This is a genomic window from Micromonospora sp. DT228, assembly GCF_049841595.1.
Classification (GTDB): Bacteria; Actinomycetota; Actinomycetes; order Mycobacteriales; family Micromonosporaceae; genus Micromonospora.
The window spans coordinates 84,182-99,813 of record NZ_JBNCKO010000004.1; the positions used below are offsets into that span (position 1 = coordinate 84,182).

The window sequence follows — 15,632 nt, forward strand, 5'->3', positions numbered from 1 at the left end:
ACGGACCGCCTCGCCCCCACCACGGACCGCCTCGCCTCCCCCCGCCACCGCCACGGACCGCCTCGCCCCGTGCCCCGTCAAGGCCTCGCCTCATCGCGCCTGCCGGCTCCGATGCGTCCCGCTCGCCCCCTGCATCGCATGATCCACTCGGGTTTCAGGAGGTCGGCCTGTCGCCGGGCCTCGGATGCCGCGACCTCAAGGAACGCGAGTGGATCAAGGCGATCTCGGCCTGAATGAGCCGCACACCAGGGCGACAAATATCGTCAAGGCTCGCATTTCGCTGCTCGATGCCCGGCTCATTGACCCCACCCACGAAGCGCACAAGCAACAGCCACCGACGGACCCGCCCCACCGGCCCGACCCACCAATCCGGTCCACGGACCAGGGCACGGAGATCAGGGCACGGACACGGGACACGGACCGGGCACGGACACGGGACACGGACCGGGCACGGACACGGGACACGGACCGGGCACGGACACGGGACACGGACCGGGCACGGACACGGGACACGGACCGGGGCACGGACCGGGGCACGGACCGGGCACGGACACGGGACACGGACCGGGGCACGGACCGGGGCACGGACCGGGGCACGGACCGGGGCACGGACCGGAGTCGCAGGCCAGCTCACGGGTCAGCGCACAGAGCGCACGGGCAGCGATATGCCGATTCGTCCTGATGCCTCGTAGCTTCAGCCCGGCCGGGGCCGCTTGATCGACTCGCGTTCATTGGAGTCGCGGTATCCGAGGCGCGTTGACCGGCCGACTTCAAAGAACCCGAGTGGATCATGTGCGCGCTGGAAGATGCGGCGGGTGCACCCGGGGTGGGCTCGTTCGGAGGCCCAGGTCACGCCAGCCGCGGACACCAAGGCGCAGCACGCCGGGACGCGGGCACCCCAGGACGCGGGACACGCCGAGACGTAGGGCACCCCAAGAGACAGGGCACCCCAAGACACAGGGCACGCCGAGACGTAGGGCATCCCAAGACACAGGGCACGCCGAGACGTAGGGCACGCCAGGACGCGAGGCACGCCGAGACCTGGGGCACCCCAAGAGACGGGGGCACCCGAGTAGCCGGGCACCCGAGAAGCCGGGTACGCCGGGTTGGGGACGAGCCGGGTACGGGTGGTGGCCACCCACGGGCTGGGGGCGACCGTGCCCGGCGGAGGGATCAAGCCTGACCGCCCGGAGCCGGGCACGGTCGCCCCCAGCCCTGGCCGCAACCACCGACCACCGCCACCGACCACCGCCACCGACCACACCCAGCAACCGGCACACCCGACAGCAGGGCCAACAGGACCGCCGGAGCCAACGACCCCCGAACCCTGCCCCTCGGGCGCGCCGGTTCAACTCCTCTCCCCCGGGTAGCAGTCAGGCAGCGACCAAGGGGCAGCGACCAAGGGGCAGCGACCAAGGGGAGGTAACCAGTCATGAAGGCGTTGACCTGGCAGGGCAAGCGGGACGTACGGGTCGAGGAGGTGCCGGATCCGCGGATCGAGGAGCCGACCGACGCGATCGTGAAGATCACGTCGACTGCGATCTGTGGTTCCGACCTGCACCTGTACGAGGTGCTCGGGCCATACCTCAAGCCCGGTGACGTCCTGGGCCACGAACCGATGGGCATCGTCCAGGAGGTCGGGTCGGAGGTGACCGGGCTCAAGCCGGGCGACCGGGTGGTGGTGCCGTTCAACATCTCCTGCGGGAGTTGCTGGATGTGCCAACGCCAGCTCTACGCCCAGTGCGAGACCACCCAGGTCACCAGCGAGGGCAAGGGTGCCGCGCTGTTCGGCTACACCTCGCTCTACGGTTCGGTGCCCGGTGGGCAGGCCGAGTACCTGCGCGTCCCGCAGGCCCACTTCGGCCCGATCAAGATCCCGGAGACTGGCGCGGACGAGCGGTACCTCTACCTGTCCGACATCCTGCCCACCGCGTGGCAGGCCGTGAAGTACGCGGACACTCCGCCCGGCGGCACCCTTGCCGTCTTCGGGTTGGGCCCGGTCGGGCAGTTCTGCGCCCGGATCGGCCGCCACCTCGGAGCCGGCCGGGTGATCGGGTTGGATCTGGTGCCGGAGCGGCTGGAGTTGGCCCGTCGACACGGCATCGAGGTGCTCGACGTCCGTGAGCTGTCCGACGTGCCGGGCGCGCTTATCGACCTGGTCGACGGGCGCGGCCCGGACGCGGTGATCGACGCGGTCGGGATGGAGGCGCACGGTTCGCCGGGAGGCAAGCTGGCCCACGCCGCCGTCGGGCTGCTGCCGGACAGGCTGGCCCAGGTGATGACCGACAAGGCCGCCATGGACCGGCTGTCCGTCCTGCACGCCGCTGTGAAGGCGGTCCGCCGCGGCGGCACCGTGTCGATCTCCGGCGTGTACGGCGGTGAGGTGGACCCGATGCCGCTGATGGAGATGTTCGATCGGGGCATCCAACTGCGGATGGGGCAGTGTCACGTGCGTCGGTGGACCGACGAGATCCTGCCGCTGCTCGCCGGGGACGACGACCCGCTGGGCGTCGAGGACCTGCGCACCCACCGGGTGCCGCTGGCCCGTGCCCCGCAGGCGTACGAGATGTTCCAGAAGAAGGAGGACGGCTGCATCAAGGTCGTGCTCGAACCGTGAGTCGGGTGGTGGTGGTCGTCGGCGCGAGCAGCGGAATCGGCCGGGCGACAGCCCGGGCGTTCGCCGAGCGCGGCGACCGCCTCGTCCTCGCCGCCCGTGCGACCACCACCCTGGCCGAGGTACGCGCGGAGTGCGCCGAGGTACGCGCGGAGTGCGCCGGCATCGACGTGCTGACCGTGCCGACCGACGTCACCGTGCCGGGCGCGTTGGAGGCGGCCTGAGTGGACGGCGGACCGTCGCCCACGACGGCTCGGTCTTCACCCCGAACCCGGCCGGCGAGGCCGTACGCGGCGGTCACCTGCCCGACCTGCGGCAACTCGTGGCAAGGCCGGCGAGCGCGGTGGGGGCCGCGCTGCGCCGACGGTTCGGCTGATCTGTTCGGGACTGTTTGCGACAGCTTGGAGTCGTCGTGCGTCGATCAACTCGCCTAGGGTGGTGGGCCAGCAAGCGCTCTGGCGCTCCACTATGGGGGAGACGATCGACCATGCGACTGAATCGCAGAACGGCACTCGGTTTGGGCACGATGGCTACCGCCGGAACGGTGTTGGGCGCTGCGTCGCCGGCGAGCGCCGCGTCGCCAGCGAGCACCAACGAGGCCACACCGACCACGCCCGCCCGGGCCGCCCGACGGGTCGCCTCCGTGTTCACCAGGCACAGCACCGAAGCCGGTGGCAACTGGCAGGCGTACGTCAGCGTCGCCGACCCGGCCGGTGCGCCGGTGGTCGCGGTGCAGGCCGACGCGGACCGGCGGATCGAGGCGTACAGCGTCAACAAGATCGCGGTTGCCACCGCGGTGCTCGACAAGGTCGACCGGGGGCTGCTCACCCTCGACCAGCAGGTCGAGGTGAGCGCGGCGATCGTCGTGCCGGGCGGCGACGGCATCTTCAGCCTGGACGGCGCGTACCCAAGCCTGGTGACCATCGGGCACGTGCTGGCCAACCTGTTGACCGTCTCGGACGACACGGCGGTACGGCTCTGCGGCCTGGTCGCTCCGGCCGCTGAGATCAACTCCATCCTGGTCGCCAAGGGCTTCCCGAACACCCAGGTCCAGCCGGTGGCCAACCCGAACCGGTTCTTCCTCGGCACCAGCACCCCCCGGGAGACGCACGACCTGCTGCGCGCCCTGGTCGCCGGCACGCTGCTCTCCCCCGCCTCGACGACGTACCTGCTGGGCATCCTGCGCTCCCCGGTGGCGTTCACCGACGGCATCCGGCGCACCATGTCCTCCGATGAGCGGGCCCGGATCGCCACCAAGGCCGGCTGGTACGGCGACGCCCGGCACGAGGCCGGCGTGATCTTCGACCGCTCCGGCGTGGCGGTGCTCACCTACGCGCTCTTCGCCGACGGGCAGGCCGACCCGGACAACTTCGGCGCGACCCACCCGGCGGTGCAGGCCCGCGCCGCCATGGGCCCCAAGTTCCTGGCCGCGGTGGACCGCATCGCGGGCGTGGGCAAGACGTTCCGGATCACCGCCCGCCGCCCCAGCAACGGCGGCTAGGGCGTGTGTCAAAGTCCTCGGTCGAGCCGAGGCGGAGTCCAGGCGGCGGTCCGGCAAGGCGGAGATTGGTCCGGATACCGGTGTTGTATCCGGACCAATCTCCAACGCGGCCGGTCGTCGTCTGGGCCCGCCGCAGGCCGGCCAGGGGCTTTGACACACGCCCTAGGGCACTCTCCGCACCGTCCCGGGTCGGTCGCCGCTGCTGGCGACCGACCCGGCGTGGCGACCTCCGAGGCACGCTCCGGCGCGGGTGACTACCGTGTAGGGCGGACACGTCGGAGGGACGGCAATGGCACGAGCGCAGAGCACGGACGTCGAACGGTCGCTCGGTCGGCGGATGCGGGGAGCGGCGGGACTTGCCGCGCTGGCCGGCCTGGCCTGGGTAGCCCGGGATGTGCCGGCGGCCCTCGGTGGCCGGCTCAGCGGGGCCCGGGCCGAACGGGCGGCCCGCTCGCCCCAGTTCCGCGAGGGCACCTTCCACAACCGGGCCGGCACCCGCACCATGGTCACCGAGCCGGGGCGCAACCTGCTCCGCGAGCTGATCTTCGGCAAGCAGAAGCGGCGTCCCACCGCACCCGTGCCGCTGCTGCGCCCCAGCGCGTCCGTGCCGCCCGGGTCCGCGAGCGCGCCCGAGACCGCCGACGAGCTCACCATCGTCTGGTACGGCCACGCCTCGACCCTGATCGAGATCGAGGGCCGGCGGGTGCTGCTCGACCCGGTCTGGAGCGACAGGTGCTCGCCGTCCGGCCTGGTCGGCCCGCGTCGGCTGCACGAGCCGCCGGTACGTCTCGACGAGCTGCCCCCACTGGACGCCATCCTGATCTCACACGACCACTACGACCACCTCGACATGGCGACCGTGCGAGCGCTGCTGGCCGGGCAGTCCGCGCCGTTCCTGGTGCCGCTCGGCGTGGGCGCCCACCTGGACCGCTGGGGCGTGCCCGCCGAGCGGATCATCGAACTGGACTGGTCCGAGTCGCACCAGGTCGCCGGGCTGGAGATCACCGCCACCGCCGCCCAGCACTTCTCCGGACGGGGGTTGCGCCGCGACGGCACGCTCTGGAGCTCCTGGGTGGTGGCCGGGGCGCGCCGCAAGGTCTTCTACACCGGCGACTCCGGCTACTTCGAGGGGTACGCGGAGATCGGCGCCGAGCACGGCCCGTTCGACGTGACGCTCATGCAGATCGGCGCGTACGACAGTGCCTGGCCGACGATCCACATGTTCCCCGAGGAGGCCGTCACCGCCCACCTCGACCTGCGCGGCGGCCTGTTCGTCCCGGTGCACTGGGCGACGTTCAACCTGGCCCTGCACGACTGGTCCGAGCCGGTCGACCGGCTGTGGGCCGAGGCGAAGGCCCGCGACGTGCGGCTCGCCGTGCCCCGCCCGGGCGAGCGGGTGGTGGTCGACGAGCCGCCCGCCGTGGACGGGTGGTGGCAGTCGGTCGCCTGAGCGGGCCGGCCGCTCAGAGCACGAACGCGTCGGTCCAGAGCGCGCCGGACCGGCCGGAGAGCGCGTCCAGCATGGCCACCGCCTGACCGTCGGTGAGCTGGGCGACGAAATCCACGATGGCCCGGCCCCGGGCCCGACCGATCCGGTCCGGGGTACGCGGGTGCAGCTCCGCCTCGGCCAACTCGACCAGGTCGTGCAGCCGGCGGGGCAACCGGGACTCCTCCTCCGGGTCGAGCAGCCACTCCCAGAGCGCCTCGACGAGGGTGCCCAACAGCCGGGCCTGGCCCCGCTGGTGCAGGGCGAGATCCGGGCGGGCCAGCACGAAGCGGTGGTGGACGAACTTGAGCACCTGGACCTCGTGCCACTGCGCGCAGCCCAGCAGCACGTGCCCGGAGCGCACCGACGGCGTGTCGGTCACCGTGATCGCCTCGACGAAGCGGGTGGACCAGCGGGCGGAGAACCTCGCCACGTACTGCTCGGCCTCGATCGAGCCGTCGAACGGCATCGCCAGCAGCCCGTCGACCAGCTCCTCGCGGACGTGCTCGACGGCGGCGGCGAAGGCGTCGTCGTCGGCGATCCAGGCGTCCTTGCGGTGCAACTGCCGACGTAGCCGCTCGATCGCCGCACCGGGTCGTCGCGCCGCGGTGGCCAGCGCCGCGTCGGTGATCGCCCGGAGTTGCCCGCTCTCGCGCTGCCAGGCCATCAGCTCCGCCGAGACCGACCCCTGCTGGAGCACGCCGACCCGGTAGAAGTCCTCCACGTCGTGGATGGCGTACGCGATGTCGTCGGCGGTGTCCATCACGGACGCCTCCACGGTCTGCTGCCAGTCCGGGATGCGGCCGGCGAACGGCTCCCGCGCCTGCCGCAGGTCGTCCAGTTCGGTGCGGTACGCGCCGAACTTCGACGACCCGCTGTCCGGGTCGTCCGGCGGCGGGGTGGCTCCGCGCGGCGGCGGGTCCATCGTGCGCGGGTGCGGATCGGGGTGGTCCAGCCGGGTCCACGGGTACTTCAGCATCGCGGCGCGGACCGCGGCGGTCAGGTCCAACCCGGTGGTGGCGGCGCCCCGGATCTCGGTGCTGGTGACGATCCGGTACGACTGGGCGTTGCCCTCGAACCCGTCGGCGAGGTCGAGGCGTTGACGGGCCAGCCGGTCCAGCACCCGCTCCCCCAGGTGCCCGAACGGCGGGTGGCCGAGGTCGTGGGCGAGCGCGGCGGCCTCCACCACGTTGGGGTCGCAGCCGCCGAGCTTGTCCAGCAGGTCACGGGAGCGCTCGTCGGTCATCAGCCGCTCGGCGATCGACCTGCCGACCTGGGCGACCTTCAGGCTGTGGGTGAGCCGGTTGTGCACCAGCAGGCCGGAACCGACCGGGCTGATGACCTGGGTGACGCCGCCGAGGCGGGCGAAGAACGGCGAGCCGACGATCCGGTCCCGGTCGGCGCGGAACGGGTCCGCGGCGAGGTCGCCGAGGGCGCGGGCGCTGCCGCCGAAGAGTCGGCGTGCGCGCGGCTCCGCAGGTGTTTCCATGATCGCAACGCTAGCGCAGGCCCGGCGGGGCCGTCCGGGGGTCGCCCGGCCGGGCGCGGCGACGGCGCGCCGGGCCGCCCGGCACAATGCAGGGCGGTACCCGCTCTGTGAAGGCGGATCGAGTCGAAGGCGGATCGAGATCGTGACCCAGTCTGTTCATCAGCGGATCGCCGACGAGCTCGGCGTGGCCGAGCGTCAGGTGCGGGCGGCCGTGGAGCTGCTCGACGGCGGCGCCACCGTGCCGTTCATCGCCCGTTACCGCAAGGAGGCCACCGGCCTGCTCGACGACACCCAGCTACGCACCCTGGAGGAGCGGCTGCGCTATCTGCGCGAGCTGGACGAGCGGCGGGCGGCGGTGCTGGAGTCGATCCGCGGCCAGGGCAAGTTGGACGAGGCGCTGGAAGCGCAGATCATGGCGGCCGACTCGAAGTCCCGGCTGGAGGACATCTACCTGCCGTACAAGCCGAAGCGGAGGACCCGGGCGCAGATCGCCCGCGAGGCCGGGCTCGCGCCGCTGGCCGAGTCGCTGCTGGCCGACCCCACCCAGGACCCGCGGGCCACCGCCGCCGGCTTCGTCGACGCGGACAAGGGCGTCGCGGACGCCGCCGCCGCGCTGGAGGGCGCCCGCGCCATCCTGATCGAGACCTTCGCCGAGGACGCCGACCTGATCGGCACGCTGCGCGAGCAGATGTGGTCGCGGGGCCGTCTGGTGTCCCGGGTACGCGAGGGTCAGGAGGCAGCCGGCGCCAAGTTCGCCGACTACTTCGACTTCTCCGAGCCGTACCCGAAGCTGCCCTCGCACCGGATCCTGGCCATGTTCCGGGGCGAGAAGGAGGGCGTGCTCGACCTGACCATGGAGTCGGAGGAGGCGGGCGAGGCGGACGCCGTACCGACCGGCCCGACCCGGTACGAGGCGGCCATCGCCGGCCGGTTCGGGGTGTCCGACGCGGGCCGCCCCGCCGACCGCTGGCTGACCGACACGGTCCGCTGGGCGTGGCGGACCCGGATCCTCATCCACCTCGGCGCGGACCTGCGGATGCGGCTGTGGCAGGCGGCCGAGGAGGAGGCGGTCCGCGTCTTCGCCACCAACCTGCGGGACCTGCTGCTCGCCGCTCCGGCCGGCACCCGGCCGACGATGGGCCTGGACCCGGGTCTGCGGACCGGTGTGAAGGTGGCCGTGGTGGACGCCACCGGCAAGGTACTCGCCACCGACACCATCTATCCGCACGAGCCGCGCCGGCAGTGGGACGCGTCGGTCGAGACCCTGGCCCGGCTGGCCGGGGCGTACGGGGTGGAGCTGATCGCGATCGGCAACGGCACCGCCTCGCGGGAGACCGACAAACTGGCCGGCGACCTGATCAAGCGGCACCCGCAGCTCAACCTGACGAAGGTGATGGTCTCCGAGGCCGGCGCCTCGGTCTACTCCGCCTCCGCGTACGCCTCGCAGGAGCTGCCCGGGATGGACGTGTCGCTGCGCGGGGCGGTGTCCATCGCCCGCCGCCTCCAGGATCCGCTCGCCGAGCTGGTCAAGATCGACCCACGGTCGATCGGCGTCGGCCAGTACCAGCACGACCTGTCCGAGGTGAAGCTGTCCCGGTCGCTGGACGCGGTCGTGGAGGACTGCGTCAACGCGGTCGGGGTGGACGTCAACACCGCCTCCGCGCCGCTGCTGACCCGGGTCTCCGGAATCGGCGCCGGCCTGGCCGAGAACATCGTGCTGCACCGGGACGCCAACGGGCCGTTCCGGTCGCGTACCGAGCTGAAGAAGGTGGCGCGGCTCGGGCCGAAGGCGTTCGAGCAGTGCGCTGGCTTCCTGCGCATCCCCGACGGCGACGACCCGCTGGACTCCTCCAGCGTGCACCCGGAGGCGTACCCCGTGGTGCGCCGGATCCTCTCCAGCACCGGGCAGGGCCTGCGCTCCGTGATCGGCAGGAGCGCGATCCTGCGCGGGCTGCGGGCGACCGACTTCGTCGACGACAGGTTCGGCCTGCCCACCGTCACCGACATCCTCGCCGAGTTGGAGAAGCCGGGCCGGGATCCCCGCCCGGAGTTCCGCACCGCCACCTTCGTGGAGGGGGTGGAGAAGATCAGTGACCTGACGCCCGGAATGGTGCTGGAGGGTGTGGTCACGAACGTGGCCGCGTTCGGCGCGTTCGTCGACGTCGGGGTGCACCAGGACGGGTTGGTGCACGTGTCGGCGATGTCCCGGACCTTCGTGAAGGACCCCCGCGAGGTGGTCAAGTCCGGCGACGTGGTCAAGGTCCGGGTGCTCGACGTGGACGTACCCCGTAAGCGGATCTCGCTGACCCTGCGCCTGGAGGACGAGCCGGCCGCCGCCGCTGATGGTGGCCGGACGAGTCAGGAGGGCCGCGGCGGCCCCGCGCAACGCGGACCGCAGGCTGGACGCGGCGGGCAGGACGGTCGCGGCGGCGCCGGGGGCGGCCAGGGTGGGTCCGGCGGTGGCGGCAGGTCCGGCGGACAGGGCAGGTCGGGCGGGTCGGGCGGGTCGGGCGGACAGGGCGGGCGCGGCGGACAGGGCGGGCGCGGCGGACAGCAGCGGCAGGGTGCACCGGCGCCGGCCAACGACGCGATGGCGGAGGCTCTGCGCCGCGCCGGGTTGGCCTGATCCAACCGGCGCGAGGAAGCGACCGGGGTGCTCGGCGGGAGCGGTCATCTTCGGCGCCTGGCGGGGGTCGGACGCGCGGTGACCGACTCGTCGGGCCATCGGCGGACGCTGTCGACCTGCCCCACCAGCGGGGCGGGGTCCGGACGCCCGGTGACCGACTCGTCGGGCCATCGGCGGACGCTGTCGACCTGCCCCACCAGCGGGGCGGGGGCGGGACGCGCGGTGACCGAAGCATTCCCCGCCTCGGTCCGGCTGGTGTCCGACACCCGCTTCTCGAACGACCGCCGACTGACCCACCCACCCGCGCGCCAGTAAGGACGCCGGTTTCGGTGTAGATCTTGGACACTTTCCGTTAGCGCTCAACTATTAGCGCCGAACGGAAAGTGTCCAAGATCTGGAGTTGTCGGCGCTTCCAGGCGAGCACGCCCCAGATCTGGGGCAGCTCGACAGGGCGCACGCGAAGGTCGGGGTCTGAGCGCGACCATCCGTGACCGGGCCAGCCAGGGGCAGGCGCGCGGGCAGCGGGCGCGCGGGCGGCAGGCGCGCGGGCGGCAGGCGCGCGGGCAGCGGGCGGGCGCGCGGGCGGGCGGGCGGAAATTGGGTCGCCCCGCCGTGGGGTCTGGGTGATGATCTCGCGGTGCGGATGCATGCCGACCAGGTGGACGTGAGCGCGGACGTGGTTGCCGCCCTGGTGGCCGAACAGTTTCCGCGCTGGCGGGGGTTGCCGGTGCGCCCCCTCCGTTCGGCCGGCACCGTGAACGCCCTGTTCCGGCTCGGCCCGGAATTCGTGCTGCGGTTTCCGCTGCGGCCCTCCACCGAGCCGGCGCTGCGCGACGAGCTGCGACTGGAGCAGGAGTACGCGGTGCTGCTCGCCGCGCATCTGCCGGTCGCGGTGCCCGAACCGCTCGCTCTCGGCGCGCCGGGCGACGGGTACCCCGGGTCGTGGACGGCGTACCGGTTCATCCCCGGCGAGACGACCCAGCCCGACCGGATCGGCGACCCGGACGTCTTCGCCCGTGACCTGGCCGCTGTCGTGGTCGCCCTGCGCGGCATCGACACCGGCGGACGGTCCTGGCCGGGGTTCGGTCGGGGCGGACCGCTCGCGGAGCGGGATGCCGACGTACGGGCCGCCCTCGCCGTCAGCGGCGAACTCACCGACACCGCCGCGCTCGCCGAGGTGTGGGACCGGTGCCGCGACGCGCGCCGGGACGACCCGGCCGACGTGTGGATCCACGCCGACCTGATGCCGGGCAACCTGCTGGTCCGCGACGGCCGGCTGGCCGCGGTCATCGACCTGGAGTCGGTGAAGATCGGCGACCCCGCGGTGGATCTGATGCCGGCGTGGAACCTGTTGGACCGCGGGTCGCGGGAGACGTACCGGCGGGCGTTGGGCGTGGACGACGCCACCTGGGAGCGGGGGCGCGGCTGGGCCCTCGAGCAGGCGATCAACGCGCTGCCGTACTACGTCGACACCAACCCGGTGATGGCCGGGATCGCCCGGCAGACCCTGCTGGCCGTACTCGACTGAGTCGGGTCGCGTACCGTCGGCTCGTGGGTGAGGGCGACGGCCGCGAGTGGCGGCAGCGGCAGCGGCAGGCGGTGCGGGCACACGCCGACGCGGACGCGCGGCGACGGGCCGCCGAGCAGGCGGAGGCGGCCGAGCTGGTGGCCTGGTTCGTGGCCGAGGCGACCCGTCGAGGGCTGCCCACCACCCGGCTGGTGGCCCGGGGTTACGACGGGCGGGGACGCTACCGGACACGGCTGACCGGCTGGTACGTCGACCGGGCCGAAACCCGCGCGGTGGACGTGGCCGGCCGGTTCCACCTGTTGACGGTGCCCGGCGGCGTGCGGGCCCGGCTGTTCGGCGTCGACCCCCAGCCCAGCGCGGCGCCGTTGGTCGTCGGCGCGGGAGGCCGCGACGGCGAGTCGATCCCGTTGCGGACGTTGCTCACCCGGCTGCTGGACGGCGGGACGGGTTCCACGAGCCGGCCCGCCGCCCCACGAGGGTAAGCAGCCCAGCCAATCACCCACGGGTGCGGCGCTCGTTCTCCCTGGTGTGGACATCTCGCCAGCACGGCCGGCGGCACTCCGCCGGGCCGTGCCCGGGGCGAGCCGGACGCGAGGACCGATCGGGTGGAATCGCGGCGTTGTCGTCCAAAACACGCGCGGGGTGCCATACCGGCTGATACAACCACTGTGGTCTTCCCTATCGTCCGATCGGAGGCGCCGCCCGTGGATCTGATCCACCATCGTCCGCCCGTGGCGCGCAGCGGCGGCCCAGGCGTGGCCGACCCGGTCTTCCTGTCCCCGCCGGACGTGGGTGAGGTGGAGGAGTCCTACCTGCTGCGAGCCATCCGGGCCGGGCGCTTCGACCCGGACGGGCCGGAGCTGGGCGCGTTCGAACGGGAACTCGCCGCACGGGTCGGCGTCGGCCACGCGCTGGGGCTCTCCTCCGGCACCGCCGCCCTGCACCTGGCGCTGCTCGCCGTCGGGGCGGGGCCGGAGACGGTGGTGGTGGTACCCACGCTCACGTTCGCCGCCACCGCCAACGCGGTCACCTACACCGGCGCCGAACCGGTCTTCGTGGACTGCGACGCGTCCACCGGCAATCTCGACGTCGACCTGCTCGCCGACCTGCTCGGTCGTCTCGTCGACGAGGGCCGACGGGTCGCCGCCGTGCTGAGTGTGGACATCAACGGCCGGTGCGCCGACTACGACCGACTGTTGCCGCTCTGCGCGGCCGTCGGCGTCCCGGTGGTGGAGGACGCGGCGCAGGCGCTCGGTTCGACCTACCGGGGGCGGTGTGCCGGCACGTTCGGCCGGGTCGGGATCTACTCGTTCAGTCACAACAAGGTGATGACCACCACGGGTGGCGGGATGCTCGTCTCCGACGACCCCGCGCTCGTCACCCGAGCCCGGCACCTGGCCACCCAGGCCCGCGAGCCGGTGTCGCACTACGAGCACCGCGACGTGGGCTACAACTACCGGCTCAGCACGTTGCTTGCCGCGCTCGGCCGGGCCCAGCTCACCCGACTGGACGCCATGATCGCCCGGCGGCGGGTCCTGCGCGACAGGTACGCCGGGCTCTTCGGGGGCGTGCCCGGCACCCGGATCCTCGGCGCCGGTGACCCCGGCTCGAACTGTTGGCTGACCTCCGTCGTGGTCGAACCGGAGCGGACCGGCTGGCAGCCCGGCCACCTCGCCGAGCACCTGGCCGGCCACGGCGTGGAGTGCCGCCCGATGTGGAAACCGATGCACCGCCAACCGGTGTACGCCGACCGGCAGGTCGCCCAGACCGGCGCCGCCGACCGACTCTTCGCCACCAGCCTGTCCCTGCCCAGCGGCTCGGCCCTCACCGACGACCAGGTCGAGCGCGTGCTCGCCGCGATCACCGAATTTCTGGACAGACACCGATGAACCGGCCCTACGACGTCGTCAAACGAGTGCTGGACGTGGCCCTGGCCGCCATCGGCCTGCTGCTGGCGAGCCCGGTGCTCGCCGTGGTGGCGCTGGCGGTCCTGGTCACCATGGGTCGGCCCGTGCTGTTCCGGCAGGCCCGCCCGGGTCGGCACGGCCGGCTGTTCCACCTGGTCAAGTTCCGTTCGATGACCGTCGGCGGCGAGGACGAGGCGCCTGCCAACGACGGCGCCCGACTCACCACGTTCGGCAGGTGGTTGCGGACGACAAGCCTCGACGAGGTGCCCCAACTGTGGAACGTGCTGCGCGGCGAAATGAGCCTGGTCGGGCCGCGTCCGCTGCTGCCGGCGTACCTGAGCCGCTACAGCCCGGAGCAGCTCCGCCGGCACGACGTGCGGCCCGGCATCACAGGTCTGCAACAGGTGTACGGGCGCAACGCGTTGAGCTGGGATGAGCGCTTCGCCCTCGACGTGCGCTACGTGCGGCACCGCTCGCTCGGCCTGGACCTGCGGATCCTGCTGCGCACGGTACGCACCGTCCTGCTCCGGGAGGGGATCACCGCGGCCGGTGCGGCCACCGCCCACGAGTTCCTCGGCCCGGCCGAGCTGGCCACCGCCGGCGGTCGCCGGCCGGTGGAGGGCCGCCGGTGAGCCTGGACCTGGTCATCGTCGGCTGCGGCGGGCACGGCCGGGAGGTGCTCGGCATCGTCAACGCCGTCAACGCCGCCGCCCCCGGCGGACCGGTGTGGCGGGTCCTCGGCTTCGTCGACGACAGGCCCAGCGAGGTCAACCTGAAGCGGGTGCGGCGGCTGGAGGCGCCCTACCTCGGCGGCACCGCCCGTCTGGGCGAGCAGCCCGCCGGCACCCACCTGGCGCTGGGCATCGGGGATCCGGCCGCCCGGCGGTCGGTGGACCAGCGGCTCACCGCGTACCGGCTGCCGGCGGCGGTGCTCGTGCACCCGGACGCCACGGTCGGCCCGGACACCGTCTACGGCGAGGGCCTGATCGTGTTTCCCGGCGCCCGGGTCACCACGAACGTCACGCTCGGCCGGCACGTGCACCTCAACCAGAACAGCGCGGTGGCGCACGACTGCGCGCTTGGCGACCACGTGTCGGTCAACCCGTTGGGCGCGGTGTCCGGTGACTGCCAGCTTGGTGACGGGGTGCTGATCGGGGCCGGTGCCGTGGTGTTGCAGAGGTTGCGGGTCGGCGCGGGCGCCACCGTCGGCGCCGGCGCCTGCGTGGTCCGGGACGTACCCGCCGGCGCGGTGGTCAAGGGAGTCCCGGCCCGGTGAGCGTCGGTCCCCGCGCGCACCGGCCACTCGGCGTCCGCCAGCTCCGGATCGCGGTGCTGGTCAAGACCAACACCGGCGGGATGTGGCTGCTGCCGCAGGTCGAGGAGTTGCGGCACCGGGGGCACGAGGTGACAGTCGTGCTGCCGCGGGGGGCCGGCCGGCTCACCGACGAGTTGGAACGCCGCGGCGTCGACGTGCTCAGCTCCCCGTACGACTTCACACTGGGCCGCGCGCCCATCGGGCTGCTGCTGCTGCGCGCGCTGTTACGCCGGCTGCGCCCGGACGTGGTGCAGTACCACCTGATCGCCTCGGCGTACGCGGTGCGACTGGCCACGCTGGGCCTGCCGGTACGCCGGGTACACATGGTGGCCAACCCGGCGTACCTGGAATCCCGGTTGGTCCGCTCGGTGGAGCGGCTGCTGTGGCGGCTTGACGACGTGCTGATCTGCGGCTGCCGGTACGCCTCGGCCCGCTACGGCGAGTTGGGATGTCCGCCGCAGCGTCGCCCGGTCGCGGTGTACGGGGTGGACACCGACGCGTTCAGCCCGGACGCCACGGGCCCGGACCAGCGGGCCAAGCTCCGCGCCGAGTTGGGCATCGACCAGGGCGCGTTCCTGGCGGTGATGGTCGCGCACGTCTACCCACCGAGGTGGTTCATCCACTCGGGTCGGGGGGTCAAGGGACACGAGGTGCTGCTGGCCGCCTGGCGGACGTTCCGTCGCCGGCACCCGGACGCGCACCTGCTGCTCGTCGGTGGCGGCTGGACGGCTGCCGGTGAGGACTACCGGCGGCGGCTCGCTGAACGCTTCGGCGTCGCCGGCGATCCCGGGATCACCTGGGTGGAGTCGGTCGCAGACGTGCGGCCCTGTTACGCCGCCGCGGATGTCAGCGTGTCCCCATCGCTCGGCGACGGCCCGGGCGCGGCGGTCCAGGCTGGCGCGATGGGTGTGCCGAGCATCGTCAGCGCGGCCGGTGGTCTGCCCGAGGCGGTGACCGAGCGTTCCGGCTGGGTCGTCCCGCCCGGTGATCCGGCGGCTCTGGTGGCGGCGCTCGACTCGGCGTACCAGGGTTGGGTCGCGGGCCGGCTGGGCCTGTGCGGCCGGTTGGCCCGCCGGCACATCCTGACGTCCTTCGACGACCTGCGGGCGGCGGCCGAGGTGGCGGACATCGTCGAGGACGTGGCGGGCCGGCGGCGGTGAGCACAC

12 protein-coding genes are annotated in these 15,632 nt (G+C 73.0%); 11 read left to right on the forward strand and 1 reads right to left on the reverse strand.

Annotated features, from left to right (window positions below; all coding sequences use genetic code 11):
* The first annotated feature begins 1,432 nt into the window (after positions 1-1,432).
* From ACLQ29_RS09940 to ACLQ29_RS09955, 4 genes are all read left to right on the forward strand, one after another.
* Positions 1,433-2,617, forward strand: a complete 1,185-nt coding sequence (locus tag ACLQ29_RS09940; RefSeq protein WP_425771329.1) for a zinc-dependent alcohol dehydrogenase — start codon at positions 1,433-1,435, stop codon at positions 2,615-2,617.
* Positions 2,614-2,838, forward strand: a complete 225-nt coding sequence (locus ACLQ29_RS09945) for an SDR family NAD(P)-dependent oxidoreductase (RefSeq protein ID WP_425771330.1) — start codon at positions 2,614-2,616, stop codon at positions 2,836-2,838. The genes ACLQ29_RS09940 and ACLQ29_RS09945 overlap by 4 nt, the downstream gene beginning before the upstream one ends.
* Before the next feature lie 302 nt (positions 2,839-3,140).
* Complete coding sequence (locus ACLQ29_RS09950) at positions 3,141-4,115, forward strand: serine hydrolase (protein WP_425771331.1); 975 nt, start codon at positions 3,141-3,143, stop codon at positions 4,113-4,115.
* A 289-nt stretch (positions 4,116-4,404) separates the two neighbouring features.
* Complete coding sequence (locus ACLQ29_RS09955) at positions 4,405-5,565, forward strand: MBL fold metallo-hydrolase (RefSeq protein ID WP_425771332.1); 1,161 nt, start codon at positions 4,405-4,407, stop codon at positions 5,563-5,565.
* A 13-nt stretch (positions 5,566-5,578) separates the two neighbouring features.
* On the opposite strand, the gene ACLQ29_RS09960 is transcribed toward ACLQ29_RS09955, so the two are convergent.
* On the reverse strand, positions 5,579-7,090 hold the full coding sequence (locus ACLQ29_RS09960) for a deoxyguanosinetriphosphate triphosphohydrolase family protein (protein ID WP_425771333.1): 1,512 nt from the start codon (positions 7,088-7,090) through the stop codon (positions 5,579-5,581).
* Positions 7,091-7,232: 142 nt separating this feature from the next.
* Between ACLQ29_RS09960 and ACLQ29_RS09965 the strand changes: the two genes are divergently transcribed.
* From ACLQ29_RS09965 to ACLQ29_RS09995, 7 genes are all read left to right on the forward strand, one after another.
* Positions 7,233-9,716, forward strand: coding sequence for a Tex family protein (locus ACLQ29_RS09965; RefSeq protein WP_425771334.1), 2,484 nt, complete (start codon positions 7,233-7,235; stop codon positions 9,714-9,716).
* Positions 9,717-10,359: 643 nt separating this feature from the next.
* Entirely contained in the window at positions 10,360-11,244 is an 885-nt protein-coding gene (locus ACLQ29_RS09970) for an aminoglycoside phosphotransferase family protein (protein WP_425771645.1), read from the forward strand.
* Between the two features lie 23 nt (positions 11,245-11,267).
* Positions 11,268-11,726: a hypothetical protein gene (locus ACLQ29_RS09975; RefSeq protein WP_425771335.1), complete on the forward strand. Its 459-nt coding sequence runs from the start codon at positions 11,268-11,270 to the stop codon at positions 11,724-11,726.
* 249 nt (positions 11,727-11,975) lie between these two features.
* A complete protein-coding gene (locus tag ACLQ29_RS09980) occupies positions 11,976-13,133 on the forward strand; it encodes a DegT/DnrJ/EryC1/StrS family aminotransferase (RefSeq protein WP_425771336.1) in 1,158 nt (385 codons plus the stop codon).
* Positions 13,130-13,783, forward strand: coding sequence for a sugar transferase (locus ACLQ29_RS09985; protein ID WP_425771337.1), 654 nt, complete (start codon positions 13,130-13,132; stop codon positions 13,781-13,783). The genes ACLQ29_RS09980 and ACLQ29_RS09985 overlap by 4 nt, the downstream gene beginning before the upstream one ends.
* A complete protein-coding gene (locus ACLQ29_RS09990; protein ID WP_425771338.1) occupies positions 13,780-14,427 on the forward strand; it encodes a NeuD/PglB/VioB family sugar acetyltransferase in 648 nt (215 codons plus the stop codon). The genes ACLQ29_RS09985 and ACLQ29_RS09990 overlap by 4 nt, the downstream gene beginning before the upstream one ends.
* Positions 14,424-15,626 carry a glycosyltransferase family 4 protein gene (locus tag ACLQ29_RS09995; RefSeq protein WP_425771339.1) on the forward strand — a complete coding sequence of 401 codons (1,203 nt, stop codon included), beginning with the start codon at positions 14,424-14,426 and terminating at the stop codon, positions 15,624-15,626. Before ACLQ29_RS09990 ends, ACLQ29_RS09995 begins: the two co-directional genes overlap by 4 nt.
* Positions 15,627-15,632: the final 6 nt, after the last annotated feature.

What these genes read in the sequence shown, in the direction of transcription:
- ACLQ29_RS09960 (WP_425771333.1), bottom strand. Translation starts at nt 7,090, where the DNA reads ATGGAAACACCTGCGGAGCCGCGCGCACGCCGACTCTTCGGCGGCAGC.
- ACLQ29_RS09985 (WP_425771337.1), top strand. Translation starts at nt 13,130, where the DNA reads ATGAACCGGCCCTACGACGTCGTCAAACGAGTGCTGGACGTGGCCCTG.
- ACLQ29_RS09950 (WP_425771331.1), top strand. Translation starts at nt 3,141, where the DNA reads ATGGCTACCGCCGGAACGGTGTTGGGCGCTGCGTCGCCGGCGAGCGCC.
- ACLQ29_RS09940 (WP_425771329.1), top strand. Translation starts at nt 1,433, where the DNA reads ATGAAGGCGTTGACCTGGCAGGGCAAGCGGGACGTACGGGTCGAGGAG.
- ACLQ29_RS09955 (WP_425771332.1), top strand. Translation starts at nt 4,405, where the DNA reads ATGGCACGAGCGCAGAGCACGGACGTCGAACGGTCGCTCGGTCGGCGG.
- ACLQ29_RS09970 (WP_425771645.1), top strand. Translation starts at nt 10,360, where the DNA reads ATGCATGCCGACCAGGTGGACGTGAGCGCGGACGTGGTTGCCGCCCTG.